Here is a 20,457-nt window from a genome sequence, read left to right on the forward strand (position 1 = left end):
AATGTGAATTATATCATGTCCGCCAAATTACCCATAATAAAAGAACCCCACCCCCCAACCCCTCCCCGCAGGCTCTTAGGGGAGCTAAAGCGCAGCTTTGGCTCTTTGGGGTTCCGGGTATTATGCTTAATTACCCCGACATGATATTACTCAGCCTATACAGATTTATTAGGAAAGTGCAAAATTTTAAATCTTGTAGAGTATGTTATTGCGTAGGATAACGCACCATTTCAGATTTTAGGTACGCTAGGACAAATGTCCTAACGCATCCGAGAAAACTTGCTCTTGATTAAATCCACATTTCTTAGTTAAGCGTTAAGCGCATCTTCTTGATTGGTTTCGATTACACAGTCAGAAGTAGCATAGGTAACGCAGGTGAGGACAAATCCCGCGTCAATTTGATCGTCGTCTAAGAAGTTCTGATCATCTTGGTTAACTGTACCTGAAATTAGCTTCCCGGTGCAGCTAGAGCAAGAACCAGCATTACAGGAATAGGGCAAGTCCAACCCATTTTCCTCGTTAGCAATCTCTAGGATGTACTCATCATCAGGGACTTCAATTGTTTTTTCTCCATCTGGAGTACGTAATGTCACCTTGTAAGTTGCCATGTAACAGTCCCTAGTTAAGATAAACTCTATTTCCGATACTACGGGTTTATGTGCAGCTAGTCTAGAGTGAAATGTGGTTGATTACCCTACATCACCAAGTGCTGAGTGTGAACTAGAACTGAGAGTAAAAAATTCTGCGATCGCATCACCAAATCCCTCAAATGAACTATAATCCGCAGACACGATAGAGACATTCATACCCAACTTTTGGGCGTTAGCAGTTGTATAAGGGCCAAAACATGCAACAATACAGCTTTCATAATCGCTTTGCGAGTTGACCATTGTCAAAAAGCTTTCTACTTCTGCCGTGCTACTAAAGGCAATTACATCGATCATTCCTTGACGCATCAGGTTTAATTCAATACTGTAGATACTTGTGTCTAAACCCTGTGTAATATAAGTGGGTACGCGAGTTACTTCTATGCCCAATTGCTGCAAATCTGTAATTAAATTGGGTACAACATCAGGCTCAGGCAAACCCACAACTTCTGGAGCCGGTATCAGCACTTTTTTCTGGTTAATTTCCGGTAGTTTTGCTAATTCAGCTACAATTCCGCCTGGGCTAGATTCTGTTGGGATTAAATCCACTTTGCCACAAAAAGACAATAAGCTTTCTGCATCTTTTCCCAATGCACATAAGTGAGATTTTTGTACCACAGATACAGGAATATCTAAATCATTCATGCGGTGAAAAAATGCCGTGATGCCGTTTCTACTTGTGAAGATAATCCAATCAAATTCTTCTATATGGACTAGAGCAGTATCTAACTTAGTGTAGTTTGATAAATAGCAGGTTTCGATAGTAGGCATAAAAACAGGTAAACCACCTTGTTTGATGATTTGTTCAGATAATCTATAAGCATAATTTCTCGGTGCTGTGACTAAAATTCTCTTGCCATATAGAGGTAATTCTCTACATGGAGTGAGCAAGTTGATTTCTCTAGATTGGGTGTGCATTTGTTTATCTGCCATTTGATTGCTATTCCAGCTTAGAATGCAATATAGCAGTCCTAAATCATTTGTAAAAAGAAATTAACCGCAGAGGCGCAGAGAACGCAGAGAGAGGAATCGGAGATTTTCACGACTCATTTAGTATTGCTATACGCTCGGTGTTCTTGATATTTTCTCCCCGTTATCTACATTTTTGTAACAGTCAAAGTGTCGTGCTAACCAATATCCCGCCCAGAACTTAAGTTCTAGGCTAATAGCTCAAGTCCACTAAAGTGGACTGAAATTTTCCTTTTCACGAGTCTAGGCATATACATTACTTCAAATCTTTATAAGAGGATATTTTAAAAGTCCTCTTCTCGGTAACAAAACGTTTTAGATCCCCCTAAATCCCCCTTTTTAAGCGGGACTTTAATTCCGGTTCCCCCCTTTTTAAGGGGGGCTAGGGGGGATCAATAAGTGCCTAAAATCACAGCAAACTACTTTTAAAACATCCTCTAATGCTCACTGTATCTGGGACCGACTTCTATAGTTCCATCAGGCATGATGGTTTTCCAGAAAAAGACGTAGAACATAGTGGAGTTAATTTTTAGGTTACTGGCACTACCAAAGTTTGTCTCAATCAAAATTGCCCAACTAAAATCCGCATTGAGCAAGTTAGCACCTCTCAAACTTGCCCTAGTGAGATTAGCGCTCTCCAAGCAAGCACAAGTAAGATTAGCACTCCCAAGACTAGCACCTCTCAAGTTAGTACCAACCAGAATAGCCTCGCTCAAATTAGCACCTCTCAAGTTGGCACTACAGAAATTAGCGCCACTAAGATTAGCTCTACTCAAATCAACCCCCTTCAGATCAGCAGAGTGCAGATTAGCCCCTCTCAGGTTGATTCCTCTCAAATTAGCACCTTTAAACAACTCTATCCCAGCTGTATCAGTAGCAAGCTTCAAGTCAATACCAGCAAAGTTTCTTTCTCCAGCAACATATCTTCTGAGCAACTGTTCAGTAGTAATCTCCATAATTCATTTCTAGGAATGAGTTGGGTTATTCTGCCTATTTTATGGTTGGTAGAGCCACTGAGATTATTATCAAATAGTGTAATGAAAGACTTTGACTGTAAGGTTCTAAAGCTATCAAGCAACAATTTTCTAGTATTAGGTTCAATAAAAGAGCCGATAAAGCCAATTATTCATATCTTGATTCAGCAACGCCAAAAAGCTGATATAAATCCTAGCCATTTTTCTAGGATGAATTCTCCCCATTTTTCCGATGTCATCTGTGTGTAGAAGACGGCACGATATGAACATCTAAGAACGTTTGCACAAAAATCTTATGTCTTCATTATTGGCTTTATCCAACAGTTTAGCTGACACCGTAGAACAAGCTGGAAGTGCTGTGGTTGCGGTGAATGGAGGTACTCGTGTTTCTCCAACTGGCATTCACTGGCGTAATGGCATCATTGTTACTTCTGATGAGTCCCTCCAGCGCTATGACGACATCACCATCACTCTCTCAAATGGTAGCACTGTACCAGTAACACTCGTTGGTCATGACTCTAGCACTGATATCGCTGTTTTTAAACTAGAAAATGTAGAAATACCTGTGGCAAAAGTTGGCGATGCCAAAACCCTGAAAGTTGGTCATCTGGTATTAGGATTGGCAAGAGGTAGCGAAGGTGATTTAAGGGCGGCGATGGGTGCAGTGAGTGTAGTTAGCGGTGCTTGGCGGAGTATGAGTGGCGGGAATATTGACCAGTTCATTCGCCCAGACTTCACCCTTTACTCTGGCTTTGCAGGTGGTCCGCTCGTAGATGCTGCTGGTTTTGTGGTAGGTATGAATACATCGGGACGGCGTGGTACTGCTTTGACTATTCCCACTGCTACAGTCGATCGCGTGGTTGACCAATTAGTATCAAAAGGACGCATTTCCAAGGGCTACTTGGGTGTGGGAATGCAACCTGTACGCTTACCAAAGAACCTGAAAACTGCTCTCAATTTAAGTTCTGCAACTGGGGTAATTGTCGTTAATGTTGAGGCTTCGGGGCCTGCTGAGAATGCAGGTGTGCTGCTTGGCGATGTTTTGGTAACGTTCGATGGGGTAACTGTGGGCGATACAGGTGATGTGTTGGCGTTGCTCAATAGTAGCGATCGCATTGGTAAAACTGTCAACCTGCAAGTTGTCCGGGGTGGAGTGTTAGTTGAGTTAGCGATCGCACTTGGCGAAAGACCTTTGTAATTCGTAATTCGTAATTCGTAATTCGTAATTTGGAACTCGAAAGGCCGAGATCAGAACTCGAAAGGCCGAGATCAGAACTCGAAAGGCCGAGATCAGAACTTGGAACGCCGAGATCAGAACTTGGAACGCCGAGATCAGAACTTGGAACGCCGAGATCAGAACTTGGAACGCCGAGATCAGAACTTGAAACGCCGAGATCAGAACTTGAAACGCCGAGATCAGAACTCGAAACGCCGAGATCAGAACTTGGAACGCCGAGATCAGAACTTGGAACGCCGAGATCAGAACACGAAACCTCAGAAAAATTATACAACATGGCAAACACAACATTAACTAACATCGCTGCTGAATTGACAGAGGTAGCTGCTAAACTACGCGATCGCACTGTCAAAGTGAAAAGCGGCTCTCTGGGAATCGGTTCTGGTGTAATTTGGCAATCTGACGGACTAATTATCACTAATGCTCATGTCGCAACCAGCAACCGCGCAACTGTGGAATTGGCTGACGGAAGGGTATTTGATGCAGTGCGTACACAATTTGATCCCCAGCAGGATTTAGCCGCCCTAAAAATTGTCGCTACTAATTTAACTGCTGCAACCATTGGCAATTCTGAGGGGCTACGAGTCGGTGAATTAGTCTTAGCGGTGGGTAATCCGTTTGCTGAGAGTGGTGCTGTGACAACTGGAATTATCTATGCAAATAATTCGCGTGCTGTCATGGCCGATTTGCAGCTGTATCCTGGTAATTCTGGGGGACCGCTTGCCGATTGTCTCGGTCGAGTCGTGGGAATTAACACCATGATTGTTAATGGTTTGGCTGTGGCAGTTCCCAGCAGCACAGTTGAGCGTTTTTTACAAGTAAATAGTCGTCCGCAACTGGGAGTCACACTGCAACCTGTGCTTTTAGGTAGGCGTAGCTTAGGTTTATTAGTGTTGTCAATTTTACCTGGGAGTGCGGCGGAAACTGCTGGTGTGCAAATCGGCGATGTTTTAATTGGAGTTTCGGGGCGATTATTCACTAGCATGAATGATTTAACTAAAAATCTCCATGACAGTAAAGGATCTCTGCCACTACAACTCCTACGCGGTGGACAGCAATTCGTGATTTATGTTGCCGTGCAGTCTGATAAAACTGCTGTGGAGGCGAGATGATCCGGGTGATGGTAGTTGCGACTTCCCCTGTAGTGCGGGCAGGGTTATCAGCTGTGGTAACTACCAATCCTCGGCTGACGGTTGTGGGGAGTGCATCCGATTTGGATGTATTGGCAAGGGAAGTTGGGCAATTACAACCAGATGTAGTGCTGGTAGATTTGAGCAGCAATCTTCAACAATCCGTGTGGGAAAAATTGCTGCTTATTCAAGAGAAACAATACCCATTAGGAATGATCGTCATTGTTGAGGAACTCGACAGCATCGACTTAGAGACGGCATTACGTTCTGGTATCCGGGGGATATTGCCCACTACTAGCACAGAGTCAGAAATTGTCGCTGCTGTGGAGGCGATCGCATTTGGTTTAGTTATACTGCACCCGGATGCTGTAGAATTACTGTCTATCCGCGAAAAAGTGGTAACGAATCCTGTACAAACCTTGACACCACGGGAGATAGAGGTTTTAGGAATGCTTGGTTCTGGGTTGGGGAATAAAGCGATCGCTAAACGTTTGCATATTTCTGAGCATACCGTCAAATTTCATCTCTCATCCATTTTTCAAAAGCTCAGTGTCTCCAGCCGTACCGAGGCTGTTGCTGTAGGTGTGCGACTAGGTTTGATTATGCTGTAATTTGCAGTCATGATCATCGGACTTACGCACTCAGATCCCCCAACCCCCTTAAACCAATTCGCAATTCGCAATTCGCAATTCGCAATTACGTTTTGTGACGGGGATTTAAGCTTAGGCATCAAAACGTGCTTCCTATCTTGCTGGGGAATTAAACCCCCAAACTTTGTTAAAAAGAGGGCTTTAGAAATTCCCCCCTTTTTATGCTACGGTGTACACACAAGTCATCAAATTACCCAAAACAAAAACCTCAAAGAGTCCTAACGCACATCCCTCTCCTTACTAAGGAGAGGGACAGCTTTTGCGTAGCAAAAGCAGGGTGAGGTTTCTTTGGACTATTCGATAAACCATAACTTGTGTGTACACGATAGCTTTTTAAAGGGGGCTACAGGAGATCTAATGACATACAGCCTCTAATAAGGTCATGGTGTATATATCACATTTGATTTATCACTTATATGAACATTTTAATGCTATCTTCCACTTTTCCCTACCCACCAACGCGCGGGGGAACCCAAGTGAGGACATTTAATTTACTTAAGTACCTGAGTCAACGCCATACTGTCACCCTCGCAACTCAACGCGAGGGCGATGTTACAGACGCAGAAGTAGCAGGATTACGCGATTGCGTGAATCATCTAGCCATTTTTGAACGCCCCCCAGATTCGGCAACCACCGGAATATTGCAGAAAATACAGCGATTTGGGAGATTTTTGCAAGAGGGGATACCGCCAAGTGTACTCAACCGCTACTCAGTTGAGATGCAAACATGGATTGATAGCTGGGTGGAAGCGGGGAAATGTGATGTAATTACCTGCGAACATAGCGTCAATGAAATTTATGTGCGATCGCATTTCTACAAACAGCTAAAAACCATAGTTAATGTTCATAGTTCTGTTTACGCTACCTGTCGGAACCAACTAGCAACGGGCATTTCCGAAAATTCCCTCAGAGACAAAATTAATCTGCCACTTTTGCGTCGTTATGAGCAAAACTACTGTGCTAAATTTTCGGCAATTGTCGCCACAACAGAAGAAGATAAAATTCAACTACAAGAGTTTAACCCCAATAGTGAAATTACAGTTATTCCTAATGGCGTAGATTTAGTTTCTTTCCCCAACCGCACCACCGATCTAGGAGGACATCGCTTAATTTTCATCGGGGCAATGGATAATTTAGCAAACATTGATGCTGTCTGCTTTTTCAGTAATGAAGTTTTGCCAGAAATCCAAAAATTGTATCCTGATACAACTTTCGATATTGTCGGTTCTCATCCGGTGCCAGCAGTTTTAGCACTTGATCAAAAACCAGGAATTAATGTGATTGGGCGTGTGCCTGCGATGGTAGAATATTTACATCAAGCCACCATCTGCGTTGTACCGATGCGGACTGGGTTTGGCATTAAAAATAAAACTTTAGAAGCAATGGCAGCTGGTGTACCTGTAGTAGCGAGCGATCGCGGCTTAGAAGGATTAGCCGTAGATGGTGCTAGTCATACACTACGGGCATTACGAGCCAATAAACCAGCAGAGTACGTCACCGCTATTAGTCAACTATTTGATCGTCCACATCTGCGTTTAGAATTGTCTCACAACGGCAGAGAACTGGTAGAAACAGAATTCACTTGGGATATCGCTGGTAAAAGCTATGAACAAGTTTGTCTTGGCAAAGAGTGATTTAATCAGGACTTACGCAAACAATAGCCCAAACCCTGATTTTTAGGTAGGGGCAATTCATGAATTGCCCCTACAGTGTCTAGTTTTGCGTAAGTCCCTTTTCAAATTACAAATTTTTGTATACTTCACCGTCGTTTCGCTTGCCAACCCGAAAAACGTCAACCAATTTGCTCTCTTCGTCAATGGTGTAGAGAATTCTGTACTCGCCTTGATCTACACGATAGCCGCCTTCGTAGCCTTTTAGAACTTTGCAATCTTGAGGCTTAGAATTACCTTGAAGCGAAAGAATTTTGGATACAACCTGCTTATAAAATTTCGCTTGCAAATCCAACAAATCCTTTTCAGCACTTTTAGCGATTCTCAAGCTGTAGCGTTCACTCATTTCGGCGCTTTTCGGTAATTGCGTCTAAAGTAGTAAACCCATCATTTTCGGCAATTGCCCGACGCAGTACTTCTGAATCCATAGCATCTTCCACAGCTTCAAGTAACTTCAAATCATCAAGTCCGATAATTGCGACAACAGCTTTACCGTGACGCTCAATTACAATCCGCTCACCCTTATACTCAGCACGATTAATCAGCTCTTGGAAATTTGCACGAGCTTCTGTTGCACTTATAGCAGTCATAGTGCCTCAAAAAATTAAGTAATTGGCAATATCATCAAGATGTAAGTTTTGTACAAATCGCTAAAAATATACAAAACTTACATTCTGTACTAATATTACACAACAAATAAAACAATTTCAAGTGAAGGCGATGGCATTTCTCCCCCGCAGCGCGATCGCACTCAACAAAAATGGGGACTGTTCTTGATATTGGTCAGCCGCCGCCAAACTTCACTGAATCTGATCTAGCTAGTGCCGATCGCGTTTCAAGTCGTAAATTACTTTCTCCAAATACCAGTCCAACTGTCTCCCAGGATTTAGTGTTTGTTGGTGTTTGAGTAATCTGGTAGCAGCCTGTGCATTGCCAGAAAGCAATGCAAGCAGATCGTTTTGTAGATATTTGTTTGCAGTACCTAGATAGTCTACCTCTGGTGCGTGTGACTGCACTTGTACCCTGTTAAGTTCTATCTGGTTTTGTAATTGCAACTCTTTCTGACGTGTTCGAGCCGTTAGCCTCTCCAGTTCTGATTGCTTCTGGAGTAGTTCTTGCATTTGCTTGTCCAGTTCGCGCTTTGTCGTCAGTAGCAGGGTTTTTTTCTTGTCTAGTTGGGACTGGATCTCGCGTACTTCTAGTAATTTTTTCTTTAAATCTGTTAAGGTTTGCATGAGGTTGGATTGAGTTGGGTATCAATCCACCATGCGGTGATTCTCCAGCTAAAGGCATCGGAGAATCCCCGCATTTGTTTTTAGGTTTTTGGGCATCGATATTCATTACTTAGGTATCAACTTTTACTAAAGACTGTCGCGCTGCGATCATGAACGGGAAAGTTAGGGAAGGCGGATCAAGTTAGCGCTTGATTCGCCGTGTTGTTCACTGAAAGAGAAAACCGAAATGAATAACGAAATCATCTTGTACGACGACGATGTTGTTTCTATAGACTACTCATTTTCTACTCAGGGATTGCTTTTAAGTCAACTCCAGTCCACCTTGATAACCAGTGACAATGCGGCCACCATCCTTGAGGATGTGGACTTCTATCTGGTCGCTAGCCCAAGTAATCTGGTCTTGAAAAGCTGGATTTAACACCCTAACCCGTTGATTGCTAGAAGAAACTGGAGAATTGGGAGAATTAATTGCCAGAGATTGTACAAAAGGCCCGTCAATCAGAATATCGAGTTGTTCTAACAATGCTTGAGAACCTGGTGGCGCGGATTCAGACTGTAGCTGCTTAAGAGTGAACCCAGAAAAAGACATTACATTTAACCCAGCAGCTTTTACCTTTCTAGCTAAAGATGCCAGTGCAGTTGCTTGCCAAAACGGTTCTCCACCAGAGAACGTTACACCCATATTGCGGGGATTGCTGAGAATATTCTCGGCAAGAGTATCAACAGCAATCAATTGGTTAGCCTCAAATGACCAAGAGTTAGTATTAAAGCAGCCAGGACATTCACGAAGACAACCTTGGACCCAAACGACTGCGCGACAACCAGGGCCATTAACTTCTGACTGATCAACGTAACCCATAATGTTGAGATAGCCAGAGGGAATTTCTATGAGTGGTAGCGATGGGTCAGTTGGCTTAATTTCCATCTCTTTAACTCCTTTTAGCCATTGCCTGTTAACCCTTAACTATAGCGAATCTCCAATTATATAACCGTGACAATGGTCATATAACTGGAGAAGCAGAAGGCAGGAGCAATTTCCAAAATCCAAAATTTAACGAATTCGCTCAATCAGGTTATAACGGCGTTGATGGTAATGTTACTTAGCACATTATTATTAGGAGAGCTATAAGCGATCGCATTGTTGTAGTTCACTGTGATCGTGCCAGAGTTAGAGTTGTAAATCCTACTATCATCTATCTTGTAACCATCAGAAGTAGAAGTGAGTTCGATCCCAAAAGCGTTATTGAGCTTGATAGTGCTGTTACCCACCGTGAGGGAGGAATTATTGTAGATGTCACTGCCAAGGGGTGCCTGATTGCTACTAATGGTAGTATCATTCACATTAACGATACCTAATTTATTGGAGTTGCCATTATTAACAGTAGATCCATAAATGTCGCCGCCATCGTTGCCATTATTGTAAATACCACCGCCGGCTTTCCCTGCCTGATTGCCACGAATGATGCTATTAATCACGTTAACGATGCCTAATTGATTGTAGTCGTCGTATTCGTTAGAGCTAGAGTTGTAGATGCCGCCGCCGTAGTCCTTGGCATAGTTATCACTGATCAGGCTGTCACTACTCACCGATAGGTTCCCATTATTGTAGATGCCGCCCCCAGTGGATGCATGATTCTTAGTGAGAGTGCTATTGTTCACCTTAAAGGTGCCATATCCGAGAATATCTGGGCCATAGTAGCCGGGGAGGATAAAGCCCCGATTATAGATGCCACCGCCTTCGATTGCCGTGTTGTCACTGATGGTGGTATTACTCACAATTACAGTTCCATAACCAGCGATACCGCCGCCGTATGACGCACTGTTGCCATTAATGGTGCTTTTATTCACGGTTATAGTGCCGGCAATTATATTGGGTCCGCCGTCTGTCTGGCCGCCATTATAGATACCGCCGCCGGATGACGCAGTGTTGCCACTGATGGTGCTGTCATTTACGGTTATAGTGCCATCGCCCTCGTTAAGACTGCCGCCGTCATCATAGATACCACCGCCATCATAGATACCGCCGCCGTATGAGGCATTGTTGCCACTGATGGTGCTGTTACTCACTAATAGGGTGACACCAGTGTAAATGCCGGCGCCGTTGCTGGCCTTGTTGCCACTGATGACGCTATCACTCACGGTTATAGTGCCTTCATAGATACCATAGATACCGCCGCCATATTCGGCAGTGTTGCCACTGATGGTACTCTTATTCACTGATAGGATGCCAGAACTAAAGATGCCGCCACCACCGTAATAGCTCGATCTGAAGCTGACGCTGTTGCCATTGATCAGGCTGTTATTCACGGTTATAGTGCCACGTTCGTAACCATAGATACCGCCGCCGTCGTATGACGCAGTGTTGCCGCTAATGGTGCTATTACTTACGGTAACGATGCCTATATTGGAGCTGCCGTTCTCGTTAAAGACATAGTTGTAGATGCCGCCACCTTCGCGGCCTGCCGAGTTATCACTGATGGTGCTTTTACTTACCGATAGGGTGCCAGAGCTGTTGATACCGCCGCCGTTGCTGGCCTTGTTACCACTGATGACGCTATTACTCACGGTTATAGTGCCTTCGCTGTAGATGCCGCCGCCTGCATCCGTAGCCGAGTTACCAGTGATGGTGCTGTTGTTTACAGTGAAGCTGCCAGAGCTAGAGTTGTAAATGCCGCCTCCATCCACAGCCGAGTTGCCAGTGATGATGCTGTTGCTTAAGGTAAAAACGCCTGCATTGGAGATTGCACCGCCTCCTCCGGCATTTTTGTAGCTATTAGTAATAGTCAGCCCGTTGATTGCAGCTGTTACACCACTGCCAATGTCAAAAACACGAGAAGCACTATCATCACTAATAGTTAGTAAGCCCGAATTTGTGCCTTTAATGGTAAGGTTATCTGTGATACTTAGACTACTACCAGTCAGACTGATGGTATGAGCGATCGCATCAGTAAACAGTCCACCAAATTCGATGATGTCGCTTCCTGTAAGAGCATTGGCATCTAGAATTGCCTGCCGCAGTGAACCTGTACCACCATTGTTGGTGTTAGTGACGGTAAATAGAGACATTGAGATTACTCCGATTTTTTTCAGGTGTATAAATATTGCGCTCAAGGCTCGTATTTTTACTAATACGAGTCTTGAGCATTTTTTCTACTGCTCAGTGAGTATTCACAACTGAGTTCTGTCAAAGAGGATCAACTACTACGCTGTTGTAAACAGCGCTGTGTGAGGTGTATCAAAAATTACTGATGTTTATAGCCAAATCTTTAGTACAGTACAGCGAAAATCCAGCTATCATCTCAATTAACAAGACTTGGGGCTTAACACTCTTGTCAAAAGCAGGCAAACCTCCGCCACAGTGTACTAGGGAACTGTTTTTTCAAACTTTAAAAGCGTTTGAAAATATACTTCAACTCCAAAACTTTTGTAACATAGATATGAGGTAATAATTTTAAATTTCTTCAGAGTTTATTTTACTTTATATTTTTTTGTATCGAAATCGGATTTAAGCTGGAAAAATGCTAAGTAATAATACGGGTAGATAAATTTTGTCTAATATTGAATTGAAGAAGAATTCAGGAGTCAGAATTCAGGAGTCAGAATTCAGAAGTCAGAATTCAGGAGTCAGAATTCAGAAGTCAGAAGTCAGAATTCAGGAGCGGAGCCGGAGCAGGGCGAAAGCTCCGGTCCCAATCTTTCAGTCGGGGATTGGAACCGCGCAGGAATTGTTGCACCACCAAATCGTAGATTTGGTGGGGGTATTAAACCCGGTTATTCATCCGCCAGCGATGCACTGAGCCGGTCGTTGTGTCATACAGAATACCTAACATGAATTCTGACGACTGGCGCCAATATTGCTGTTTGATAACTAATCCCTCAAAAACTTTGGGGTTTGGAAAAGTTCGCTTTAACTGACTAGACTGAAGTTAGTTGCTCAACTAGCATTGACTGTCCCATAAATAGAATAGATGACTCAACAAACTTCTAGAATTTGTATCCTTGGCGGAGGCTTTGGCGGTCTTTACACAGCCCTGCGCTTAAGCCAGTTACCTTGGGAATCTACGCAAAAACCCGAAATTGTTCTGGTAGATCAAAGCGATCGCTTCCTATTCTCTCCCTTACTTTACGAATTACTCACTGGCGAACTGCAAACCTGGGAAATTGCCCCACCGTTTGAAGAAATTTTACAAGGCACAGGAGTGCGTTTTTATCAAGGAGTTGTGTCTGGAATTGACATCGATCAGCAACGGGTAAATATACAGTCAGGACCGGAAATCGCTTACGATCGCTTAGTGCTGGCGCTAGGAGGTGAGACACCGCTAGATTTAGTCCCTGGTGCAACATCTTACGCCTACACATTCCGCACAATCTCTGATGCTTATCGTTTGGAAGAACGCCTGCGATTTTTAGAAGAATCGGATGCTGATAAAATTCGGGTGGCGATCGTTGGGGCTGGCTACAGTGGTGTAGAGTTAGCCTGTAAGTTAGCCGACAGATTAGGAGAAAGAGGACGCTTTCGGATCATTGAAATCGCTGACCAAATTTTGCGAACTTCCCCAGAGTTTAACCGGGAAGCAGCAAAGAAAGCAATAGAAGCCCGTGGCGTGTTTCTTGATTTAGAAACCAAAGTAGAATTAATAGAACAAAATAGCATCTCCCTAGAATACAAAAACCAAGTAGATACGATTCCGGTAGATTTGGTAATTTGGACTGTGGGAACTAGGGTTGCGCCCGTAGTGAAATCTCTTCCCCTCAAGCAAAATCAGCGTGGTCAAATCAGCACGACATCTAATTTACAAGTCCTCGATCATCCAGAAATCTTTGCCTTGGGAGATTTAGCAGACTGTCATGATGCTGAAGGGCAGCAAGTCCCCGCTACGGCACAAGCGGCTTTTCAACAAGCTGATTATACTGCTTGGAATATCTGGGCAACTCTGACTAATCGCCCCCTGCTTCCCTTCCGCTACCAACAGGTAGGAGAAATGATGGCACTAGGAATAGACAACGCCACTCTCACTGGTTTGGGAATTAAACTAGATGGGCGCTTGGCATACGTCGCCCGACGTATTGCCTATTTATATAGATTGCCAACTTTAGACCATCAGCTTAAAGTTGGTTTTAATTGGCTAGTCCGTCCGATCATCGAAACACTTTCTCGGTAACTTAAGGTTGGGCATTGGGCATTGGGCATTGGGCATTGGGCATTGGGCGGCAATGCCAGACTTGAAGCAACTGGCGTCATTGGTAAAGAACCAAGACATTTACGATGATTTGCTTTATTTGAGCCAACCTACTTAGCAGATGCTAGACTCTACCCACAGAAGCTTTCTAACAAGCCAAAATCTAAAATTCAAGATTTAAAATCTTCAAACTTTGATGGAACAACCAAAAGTTATTTTTTTAGATGCTGTGGGTACACTCTTTGATGTCAAAGGTAGTGTCGGCGAAGTTTATAGTCAGATAGCTGAGGAATTTGGCGTTATAGTTCCAGCCGAAACATTAAATACAACGTTCATCCAAAGCTTTAAAGCAGCGCCGCCGCCAATATTTCCAGATGCAGAAGTGCAAGATATTCCCCAGCGCGAGTTTGATTGGTGGCGGATAATTGCCCTGAACACTTTTGAAGGTGCAGGTGTTCTCAAGGAATTTTCTGACTTTTCGGCTTTTTTTAGCGAACTTTACATCCACTTTGGCACTGGCGAACCGTGGTTTGTCTATCCCGATGTCTTACCAGCTTTAATTAACTGGCGGCGGTTGGGAGTTAGTTTGGGGGTGCTGTCCAATTTCGATTCTCGGATTTACTCAGTATTGCAAAGTTTGGGATTGAGAGAGTTTTTTACCTCCGTCACCATTTCTACCCAGGTACGTGCAGCTAAACCCGATCCTCAAATTTTTGCCATTGCTTTAAACAAACATAAATGTTCCCCAGAGGCAGCATGGCATATTGGCGATAGCATCATAGAAGATTACCAAGGAGCGAAAGCATCTGGACTCAGAGGTGTTTGGATCAATCGTGGGAAATGAGGGAGATAGGTAACACAATTTTAGATTTTAGATTTTAGATTTTAGATTTTAGATTTTATTTGCGATCGCATACCTGTCAACTTTATCGCGATCGCCACAGAGTTACTCGAAAAGTTTGGTCGGGCTTCTGGAAATCTTTTCGTTCTCCTGATTGTTACTCGCATGCGTAACAACACGGGAGAATATCACTTTGAAGGATTTGATGATGGTATTCTGACCATAGGTTAGATTATTTACCCTTGTACACTGAGGGTAGTAATGTCTGATTATTAGCTCAAAAAGGTATGCCAGCCCCGTAATTATCCTTAAATGCTGAAGCAAACTTTTCCTTCCCCTGAAGCACTGCGACGGTTCCCTTTTGGCCTAGCTGATATTGCCCTTATTCTGGGCACATTAGTATTACTGGCGCTAATTGCGCGTGTCGGTGCTGGAACGTTGGTGAGCTTTGTACCACCAGATGTGGTGCCAGGTATCAGCCTCGACCCGCGTAATCTACCGTATTATGCTGGGCGCTCAACCCTGCGAATGTTTATTGCCCTGTTTTACTCAACGCTGTTCACCTTAATTTATGGCTACATTGCAGCCAAAAGCCGCCGCGCTGAACGAGTTCTGATCCCACTACTCGATATCTTGCAGTCGGTTCCAGTACTAGGCTTTTTGTCGATCACGGTTACAGGTTTTATTGCCCTATTTCCCGGAAGCCTATTAGGACTGGAGGCAGCATCGATTTTTGCAATTTTCACCAGTCAGGTCTGGAACATGACCTTTTCGTTCTACCACTCACTCAGAACACTGCCACCGGAACTGGATGAGGCAGTAAGGCTCTATCGGTTATCGGGATGGCAACGGTTCACCAAACTGGAATTGCCTACAGCGATGATTGGGCTGCTTTGGAATGCGATGATGAGTTTTGGGGGTGGCTGGTTTTTTGTCGCTGCCAGTGAAGCGATCAGCGTACTGAAACAAGAATACACACTACCGGGAATTGGCTCCTACGTAGCAGCCGCAGTTGTCGCTGAGAATTTACCTGCTCTGGGTTGGGCGCTATTGACGATCGCGGTAGTAATTGTGCTAGTAAATCAACTCTTCTGGCGACCGTTAATCGCCTGGGCGGATAAGTTCCGCTTAGAACAGAGTGCAGCAGCCCAAGCGCCTGAATCCTGGGTCTACGATCTGTTAAAAGCAGCCCGAATTCCTCGTCTGCTGGGGCGGGCGCTAGATCCTTTGCGTGAAGCTATCAACCGCATTCTATCATTGCTCACGCCACCGCAGACTCACCGGGCTGTGGAGACTGATCAGCATGAAATGGGCGATCGCCTCTACAACTTTATACTGCTGGTCGTGATTGGTGGGCTGTTGGTTGTCGGGTTGCACTTCATTGTCACAACGGTGGGACTGGGTGAAGTTGTCAAGACTTTTGGACTGGCATTACTGACTCTGTTACGTGTACTGGTATTGCTGGTATTTTCAACTCTAGTTTGGACACCTGTGGGAGTGGCAATTGGGTTTAATCCCCGACTGGCAACTTTGTTGCAGCCCGTGGTGCAATTCCTGGCCTCCTTTCCAGCAAACTTTATCTTTCCCTTCGCTACATTATTCTTCATCCGTTCCCATATCAGCATTGATTGGGGTAGTATTCTGTTGATGTCCCTGGGCGCTCAGTGGTACATCCTCTTCAACTCCATTGCTGGAGCGATGAGCATCCCAACGGATCTGCGCGAGATGGCAACCAGCCTCGGTTTGCGTGGTTGGCGGCTGTGGCGTAAGTTAATCATTCCCGGCATCTTCTCCGCCTGGGTAACAGGTGGCGTCACTGCTACCGGTGGGGCATGGAACGCCAGCATTGTCTCAGAGATTGTCGCTTGGGGACCAACCACCCTGACTGCCAATGGGTTGGGAGCATATATTGCTCAAGCAACAGCAGCAGGTGACTGGCCTCGCATTACACTGGGGATTGGGATGATGAGCTTATTTGTTGTCGGGCTGAACAGAGTGTTTTGGCGACGACTCTATGAACTAGCAGAAACCAAATACCATCTTTAAACCATCGCTCACCGAATTTTAGATTTTAAATTTTGGAATCTAAAATCTAAAATCTAAAATCCAAAATTGTCTGACTAGAGGAGCAAGCATGACATCTACGCAAGTTATTAATAACGTACTAATCGCTGTCGAACAGGTCAATAAGAGTTTTCCGCGGCCAGAGGGCAAAGGTGAGTTTAACGTTCTCCGCAACATTAACCTGACAGTAGCTACGGGTGAAGTACTAGCGTTGCTGGGGCGCAGTGGCAGTGGCAAAAGTACCTTACTGCGAATTATGGCAGGCTTGATTCCCCCAAGTGAAGGAAAGGTGATCAGCAATGGCAAACACCTGCAAGGTGCTAACCCTGGTGTAGCAATGGTATTTCAAAGCTTTGCACTACTGCCCTGGCTGACAGTACAGGAAAACGTCGAGTTAGGGCTAGACGCGCAAGGCGTCGGTCGGGATGAGCGACGACAACGAGCGCTTAAAGCCATTGACTTGGTGGGCTTAGATGGTTTTGAGAGTGCCTATCCTAAAGAGTTGTCTGGGGGGATGAGACAGCGAGTTGGTTTTGCCAGGGCATTTGTGCTGGAGCCGCAAGTACTATTTATGGATGAGCCATTCAGCGCCCTAGATGTGTTGACGGCTGAGAACCTGCGGGGTGAAATTGATGATTTATGGAATGCTGGCACCTTTCCCTCTAAAAGCATTTTGATTGTCACCCACAACATTGAAGAAGCGCTATTTCTGGCAGATCGGGTAATTATCTTGGGATCAAATCCGGGGCATATTCGCGGTGAGGTTGTGATTGATATGCCACGACCTCATGACCGTACCAGCATCCGCTTCAAATCGCTGATAGACTATATCTACACGGTGATGACTAACCCAGAAGTGGAAGTGAGTGGGGCTGTTGCAGCATCCACATCACCTGTAGAAGTATTGCGATCGCCTGGCACAATCCAACAATCGCCCTATGCAAAACTCCTGCCCCACGTCAGAATCGGTGGTATTAGCGGTCTACTGGAGCTAATTGTAGATCAACCAGAGGGCAAGGATGATATTCCTCGCCTAGCAGAACGAATCCAACTATCGGTGGATGATTTGCTACCGATGCTTGATGCAACCGTAATGCTGAAGTTTGCGGAAGTTGCACAAGGAGATGTCAAGCTGACCGAGATTGGGCAAGATTTTGCCACCACAACCATTCTTCGCAGTAAAGACTTGTTCCGGCAACAGGTGTTGTCAAATGTACCAGTCGTAGTTAGCATGGTGCAGACATTGCGGGAAAAACGGAATCGGTCAATGCGTGCGGATTTCTTTATCGATTTACTTGAAGAATACTATCCCCATGAAGAAGCCGAGCGGCAATTTGCCACAGCCGTAGATTGGGGGCGTTATGCCGAACTGTTTGAGTATGATGCTAGTGAAGATAGACTGTATCTGCCGGAGCCAGTAGTAGCGCAAACTCTTGAATCGGAATCGATTGAGGGATGAGGGGGATGAGGGAGATGAGGGAGATGAGGGGGATGAGGGGGATGAGGGGGATACTTTCAATTCAGCAAGGCCAAATTTTTAAAGTGGAATCCAATCCAATCTATTAATCCACTCTTCTGCCTCAGTCGCTTCCCAAATCAAATAAATTGTTTCTGCCCAAATACTAAGTACACGTCACCGTAAAAGGGGTTCGGAAATATTGAGACTTGATGTTGGGTTCCACTTCCTTCTACCCAACCTACGAATAATTAAATTCCATACCCTTTTTGTGGTGTTCTGTACTTAGGCGACAAATTTTCATCAAGGAGAAAACGTACCTTCACCAAGAGTTTAGCAACTCCTGCTCACGTTGCGCCTTTAATGCTCTTAAACGTTGCATCAAAGGTGAAGGATTAGCTGATGATTCTTGATAGCGCTGTTCTCGCCACTTTGCTAGCCGCAACATATAAGCATCTATTTCAACACGATTATGCAGGTAGTAGGTAAGCGTCGCATAAATTTTCTCCAAATTCAGGGAAGGTAATTCTTCTAGAATTTGCTCCGGTGAACATCCTTGCAGGTAATATTGAATCACATTATCAATACCAATGCGATGGCCTTTGATACGGATGTCATCTGGGTCTAAAAACTCAAAATAATCTTCTAGTTGCATTCATCTAGCTCTGTAGGGTCTTTTAGCATTATCCTAATTGCCATTGAATAGTTTCATGCGATCGCTGGGATACTGTAGCTTGCATTTTTTCCAAGTCTTAAAGCGTCATGTACTGACTATAAATAGATGGAGACAGTAAATCTCTTCAAGAGCGATCGCCTGATCAATTCCCGACTCATTCCAAAACCTAATTACTCCAAAAACTTCCTATGTTCTGCTCAAACGATCAGGAATAAGGGGGATAAGAAAGAGTTAGAACTCCATTAATAAACCTCAGAACTCCATTAATAAACCTCAGAACTCCATTCATGAACCTCAGAACTCCATTCATGAACCTCGGAACTCCATTCATGAACCTCAGAACTCCATTCATGAACCTCAGAACTCCATTAATCCCCAATGCCCAATGCCCAATATCAAATGCTGCCCCAACACCCGTATGATCAAAATATCAAGAAAACATAACAGCCAGATTTTTACCGCAAAACATGGGCAGTATTTGGGAAATTGATTTTTACTCCCGTCCGATTTTGGACGCTAATCAGAAAAAAATTTGGGAAGTCTTAGTCTGCGAGAGTCCTTTGGATATCAGCACAAAAGCAGATTCTTTGTTTCGCTATGCTCAATATTGTCCCAGTACCCAGGTAAATTCTGGCTGGTTGCGGACAGCATTGCAGGAGGCTATTAACCAAGCTGGAAAAGCACCAATTAAAATCCGCTTTTTCCGCCGCCAAATGAACAACATGATTACTAAAGCTTGTCAAGACTTGGGCATTCCCGCCCAGCCTAGCCGCCGCACTTTGGTTCTTAACCAATGGTTAGAACAGCGTATGGAGGAAGTGTATCCTCAAGAACCAGGGTATCAAGGGGGGACTAATCCCTCAGTCCGGTTGGAAAAACCTTTGCCGCAACGTTTACCAGATGCTTTGGAAGGACAGCAGTGGGTATTTGTTACCTTAGATGCTGCGGCTTTGGCAGAAATGCCAGAGTGGGAAATTGGCTTTGGTGAAGCTTTCCCCCTAGAGTTGGCGCAAGTTTCACCCGAAGCCCGGATTCCTGGTATTTTGATTTTCTCACCGAGAGCGTTGCCTTTGGCAGGCTGGATGTCTGGTTTGGAGTTAGCTTTCTTAAGATTTGATACCAGCGAAGAGGCAAGATTGCTTTTAGAAACTGGTGTAACTGAAAGCTGGATTGTGGCAAATATCAAAAAACCTCAGATATTAGCAGAAGCCAAAGGTTTTGAAGAAGCCAAGCAAAAAGCTAACGGAGTACATTTTATTGGTGTACAGTCTGATCCCAAAGCAGAATCTTTTGCTGGTTTTTGGCTGTTGCAAGAGGTTAATCTTTGAAAATGGGGAGTGGGGAGTGGGGAGTGGGGAGTGGGCATGGGGCATTGGGCATTGGGCATTGGGCATGGGGCATGGGTGGAGAATGAGGGACTGACAAATAAAAAAACATCCCAAATTTTCTTGTGGGATGGGTGTCTTCACCCGTCCTATATTCAGGGCGGGCTTTCCTGCCTACCCCACAAGATGGATAATTTATTTCTTGGAAGTCCCAGACAAATGACCAATGACTAATGACAAATGACAAATGACAAATGACAAATGACTAGATCCGTCGAGATATGGCGATGATTTGGGATAATTAACTGCGTCCATCAGCGTTGATCTGCGGTTATAAATTGCAACTGCCGAAATACGCTGATGATTTTTGGATAGTTATCTGCGTCCATCAATGGAAAATCCG

21 protein-coding genes are annotated in these 20,457 nt (G+C 44.5%); 11 read left to right on the forward strand and 10 right to left on the reverse strand.

Going from position 1 to position 20,457, the window contains the following annotated elements:
- Positions 1–308: 308 nt before the first annotated feature.
- The 3 genes from V7K27_RS03370 to V7K27_RS03380 all read right to left on the reverse strand — a co-directional run bounded on the left by V7K27_RS03370 (position 309) and on the right by V7K27_RS03380 (position 2,572).
- Positions 309–608 carry a ferredoxin gene (locus V7K27_RS03370; protein ID WP_334944304.1) on the reverse strand — a complete coding sequence of 100 codons (300 nt, stop codon included), beginning with the start codon at positions 606–608 and terminating at the stop codon, positions 309–311.
- 81 nt (positions 609–689) lie between these two features.
- Positions 690–1,580: a uroporphyrinogen-III synthase gene (locus V7K27_RS03375; protein WP_334944306.1), complete on the reverse strand. Its 891-nt coding sequence runs from the start codon at positions 1,578–1,580 to the stop codon at positions 690–692.
- Positions 1,581–2,053: 473 nt separating this feature from the next.
- The gene (locus V7K27_RS03380) at positions 2,054–2,572 is read right to left on the reverse strand and encodes a pentapeptide repeat-containing protein (RefSeq protein ID WP_334944308.1); all 519 of its coding nucleotides are present in this window, start codon (positions 2,570–2,572) and stop codon (positions 2,054–2,056) included.
- Positions 2,573–2,885: 313 nt separating this feature from the next.
- On the opposite strand from V7K27_RS03380, the gene V7K27_RS03385 reads away from it, so the two are divergent.
- From V7K27_RS03385 to V7K27_RS03405, 5 genes are all read left to right on the forward strand, one after another.
- Positions 2,886–3,788, forward strand: a complete 903-nt coding sequence (locus tag V7K27_RS03385; RefSeq protein ID WP_334944310.1) for a S1C family serine protease — start codon at positions 2,886–2,888, stop codon at positions 3,786–3,788.
- A gap of 99 nt (positions 3,789–3,887) precedes the next feature.
- Positions 3,888–4,121, forward strand: a complete 234-nt coding sequence (locus tag V7K27_RS03390) for a hypothetical protein (RefSeq protein ID WP_334944312.1) — start codon at positions 3,888–3,890, stop codon at positions 4,119–4,121.
- Positions 4,103–4,939 (forward strand): S1C family serine protease, encoded by an 837-nt coding sequence (locus V7K27_RS03395; RefSeq protein ID WP_334944314.1) that lies wholly within the window; start codon positions 4,103–4,105, stop codon positions 4,937–4,939. Before V7K27_RS03390 ends, V7K27_RS03395 begins: the two co-directional genes overlap by 19 nt.
- A gap of 8 nt (positions 4,940–4,947) precedes the next feature.
- Positions 4,948–5,568: a response regulator transcription factor gene (locus tag V7K27_RS03400; protein WP_442947586.1), complete on the forward strand. Its 621-nt coding sequence runs from the start codon at positions 4,948–4,950 to the stop codon at positions 5,566–5,568.
- A gap of 455 nt (positions 5,569–6,023) precedes the next feature.
- Positions 6,024–7,241: a glycosyltransferase family 4 protein gene (locus V7K27_RS03405; RefSeq protein ID WP_334944318.1), complete on the forward strand. Its 1,218-nt coding sequence runs from the start codon at positions 6,024–6,026 to the stop codon at positions 7,239–7,241.
- Between the two features lie 106 nt (positions 7,242–7,347).
- Here the strand turns inward: V7K27_RS03405 and V7K27_RS03410 are convergent, their stop codons facing one another.
- The 5 genes from V7K27_RS03410 to V7K27_RS03430 form a co-directional block, all read right to left on the reverse strand.
- On the reverse strand, positions 7,348–7,623 hold the full coding sequence (locus tag V7K27_RS03410; protein ID WP_334944320.1) for a type II toxin-antitoxin system RelE family toxin: 276 nt from the start codon (positions 7,621–7,623) through the stop codon (positions 7,348–7,350).
- The gene (locus V7K27_RS03415; protein ID WP_334944322.1) at positions 7,616–7,867 is read right to left on the reverse strand and encodes a type II toxin-antitoxin system Phd/YefM family antitoxin; all 252 of its coding nucleotides are present in this window, start codon (positions 7,865–7,867) and stop codon (positions 7,616–7,618) included. Before V7K27_RS03415 ends, V7K27_RS03410 begins: the two co-directional genes overlap by 8 nt.
- Positions 7,868–8,095: 228 nt before the next feature.
- Entirely contained in the window at positions 8,096–8,512 is a 417-nt protein-coding gene (locus tag V7K27_RS03420; protein ID WP_334944324.1) for a hypothetical protein, read from the reverse strand.
- Positions 8,513–8,813: 301 nt separating this feature from the next.
- On the reverse strand, positions 8,814–9,437 hold the full coding sequence (locus V7K27_RS03425; RefSeq protein ID WP_334944326.1) for a 4Fe-4S single cluster domain-containing protein: 624 nt from the start codon (positions 9,435–9,437) through the stop codon (positions 8,814–8,816).
- 143 nt (positions 9,438–9,580) lie between these two features.
- On the reverse strand, positions 9,581–11,578 hold the full coding sequence (locus V7K27_RS03430; protein ID WP_334944328.1) for a beta strand repeat-containing protein: 1,998 nt from the start codon (positions 11,576–11,578) through the stop codon (positions 9,581–9,583).
- A 902-nt stretch (positions 11,579–12,480) separates the two neighbouring features.
- Between V7K27_RS03430 and V7K27_RS03435 the strand changes: the two genes are divergently transcribed.
- The 5 genes from V7K27_RS03435 (at position 12,481) to V7K27_RS03455 (ending at position 18,056) form a co-directional block, all read left to right on the forward strand.
- Positions 12,481–13,674 (forward strand): NAD(P)/FAD-dependent oxidoreductase, encoded by a 1,194-nt coding sequence (locus tag V7K27_RS03435; RefSeq protein WP_334944330.1) that lies wholly within the window; start codon positions 12,481–12,483, stop codon positions 13,672–13,674.
- 7 nt (positions 13,675–13,681) lie between these two features.
- On the forward strand, positions 13,682–13,810 hold the full coding sequence (locus V7K27_RS03440; RefSeq protein WP_334944332.1) for a hypothetical protein: 129 nt from the start codon (positions 13,682–13,684) through the stop codon (positions 13,808–13,810).
- A 78-nt stretch (positions 13,811–13,888) separates the two neighbouring features.
- The gene (locus V7K27_RS03445) at positions 13,889–14,536 is read left to right on the forward strand and encodes an HAD-IA family hydrolase (RefSeq protein ID WP_334944334.1); all 648 of its coding nucleotides are present in this window, start codon (positions 13,889–13,891) and stop codon (positions 14,534–14,536) included.
- A 309-nt stretch (positions 14,537–14,845) separates the two neighbouring features.
- Positions 14,846–16,579: an ABC transporter permease gene (locus V7K27_RS03450; protein ID WP_334944336.1), complete on the forward strand. Its 1,734-nt coding sequence runs from the start codon at positions 14,846–14,848 to the stop codon at positions 16,577–16,579.
- 88 nt (positions 16,580–16,667) lie between these two features.
- Entirely contained in the window at positions 16,668–18,056 is a 1,389-nt protein-coding gene (locus V7K27_RS03455; protein ID WP_334944338.1) for an ABC transporter ATP-binding protein, read from the forward strand.
- Between the two features lie 319 nt (positions 18,057–18,375).
- Here V7K27_RS03455 and V7K27_RS03460 read toward each other — a convergent pair whose 3' ends face one another.
- On the reverse strand, positions 18,376–18,708 hold the full coding sequence (locus V7K27_RS03460) for a DUF433 domain-containing protein (RefSeq protein WP_334944340.1): 333 nt from the start codon (positions 18,706–18,708) through the stop codon (positions 18,376–18,378).
- Between the two features lie 488 nt (positions 18,709–19,196).
- Here V7K27_RS03460 and V7K27_RS03465 point away from each other — a divergent pair, with 488 nt between their 5' ends.
- Positions 19,197–20,057 (forward strand): Tab2/Atab2 family RNA-binding protein, encoded by an 861-nt coding sequence (locus V7K27_RS03465; RefSeq protein ID WP_334944342.1) that lies wholly within the window; start codon positions 19,197–19,199, stop codon positions 20,055–20,057.
- Here V7K27_RS03465 and V7K27_RS03470 read toward each other — a convergent pair.
- Positions 20,047–20,301 carry a hypothetical protein gene (locus V7K27_RS03470; RefSeq protein ID WP_334944343.1) on the reverse strand — a complete coding sequence of 85 codons (255 nt, stop codon included), beginning with the start codon at positions 20,299–20,301 and terminating at the stop codon, positions 20,047–20,049. The two genes, V7K27_RS03465 and V7K27_RS03470, sit on opposite strands and share 11 nt — an antisense overlap.
- Positions 20,302–20,457: the final 156 nt, after the last annotated feature.

It is taken from the genome of Nostoc sp., from assembly GCF_036919575.1.
Taxonomy (GTDB): domain Bacteria; phylum Cyanobacteriota; class Cyanobacteriia; order Cyanobacteriales; family Nostocaceae; genus Nostoc.

Excerpts from the sequence above, each read along its gene's own strand:
- V7K27_RS03370 (WP_334944304.1), bottom strand. The coding sequence starts at position 608 with ATGGCAACTTACAAGGTGACATTACGTACTCCAGATGGAGAAAAAACA.
- V7K27_RS03375 (WP_334944306.1), bottom strand. The coding sequence starts at position 1,580 with ATGGCAGATAAACAAATGCACACCCAATCTAGAGAAATCAACTTGCTC.
- V7K27_RS03380 (WP_334944308.1), bottom strand. The coding sequence starts at position 2,572 with ATGGAGATTACTACTGAACAGTTGCTCAGAAGATATGTTGCTGGAGAA.
- V7K27_RS03385 (WP_334944310.1), top strand. The coding sequence starts at position 2,886 with ATGTCTTCATTATTGGCTTTATCCAACAGTTTAGCTGACACCGTAGAA.
- V7K27_RS03395 (WP_334944314.1), top strand. The coding sequence starts at position 4,103 with ATGGCAAACACAACATTAACTAACATCGCTGCTGAATTGACAGAGGTA.
- V7K27_RS03400 (WP_442947586.1), top strand. The coding sequence starts at position 4,948 with ATGGTAGTTGCGACTTCCCCTGTAGTGCGGGCAGGGTTATCAGCTGTG.
- V7K27_RS03405 (WP_334944318.1), top strand. The coding sequence starts at position 6,024 with ATGAACATTTTAATGCTATCTTCCACTTTTCCCTACCCACCAACGCGC.
- V7K27_RS03410 (WP_334944320.1), bottom strand. The coding sequence starts at position 7,623 with ATGAGTGAACGCTACAGCTTGAGAATCGCTAAAAGTGCTGAAAAGGAT.
- V7K27_RS03415 (WP_334944322.1), bottom strand. The coding sequence starts at position 7,867 with ATGACTGCTATAAGTGCAACAGAAGCTCGTGCAAATTTCCAAGAGCTG.
- V7K27_RS03420 (WP_334944324.1), bottom strand. The coding sequence starts at position 8,512 with ATGCAAACCTTAACAGATTTAAAGAAAAAATTACTAGAAGTACGCGAG.
- V7K27_RS03425 (WP_334944326.1), bottom strand. The coding sequence starts at position 9,437 with ATGGAAATTAAGCCAACTGACCCATCGCTACCACTCATAGAAATTCCC.
- V7K27_RS03430 (WP_334944328.1), bottom strand. The coding sequence starts at position 11,578 with ATGTCTCTATTTACCGTCACTAACACCAACAATGGTGGTACAGGTTCA.
- V7K27_RS03435 (WP_334944330.1), top strand. The coding sequence starts at position 12,481 with ATGACTCAACAAACTTCTAGAATTTGTATCCTTGGCGGAGGCTTTGGC.
- V7K27_RS03445 (WP_334944334.1), top strand. The coding sequence starts at position 13,889 with ATGGAACAACCAAAAGTTATTTTTTTAGATGCTGTGGGTACACTCTTT.
- V7K27_RS03450 (WP_334944336.1), top strand. The coding sequence starts at position 14,846 with ATGCTGAAGCAAACTTTTCCTTCCCCTGAAGCACTGCGACGGTTCCCT.
- V7K27_RS03455 (WP_334944338.1), top strand. The coding sequence starts at position 16,668 with ATGACATCTACGCAAGTTATTAATAACGTACTAATCGCTGTCGAACAG.
- V7K27_RS03460 (WP_334944340.1), bottom strand. The coding sequence starts at position 18,708 with ATGCAACTAGAAGATTATTTTGAGTTTTTAGACCCAGATGACATCCGT.
- V7K27_RS03465 (WP_334944342.1), top strand. The coding sequence starts at position 19,197 with ATGGGCAGTATTTGGGAAATTGATTTTTACTCCCGTCCGATTTTGGAC.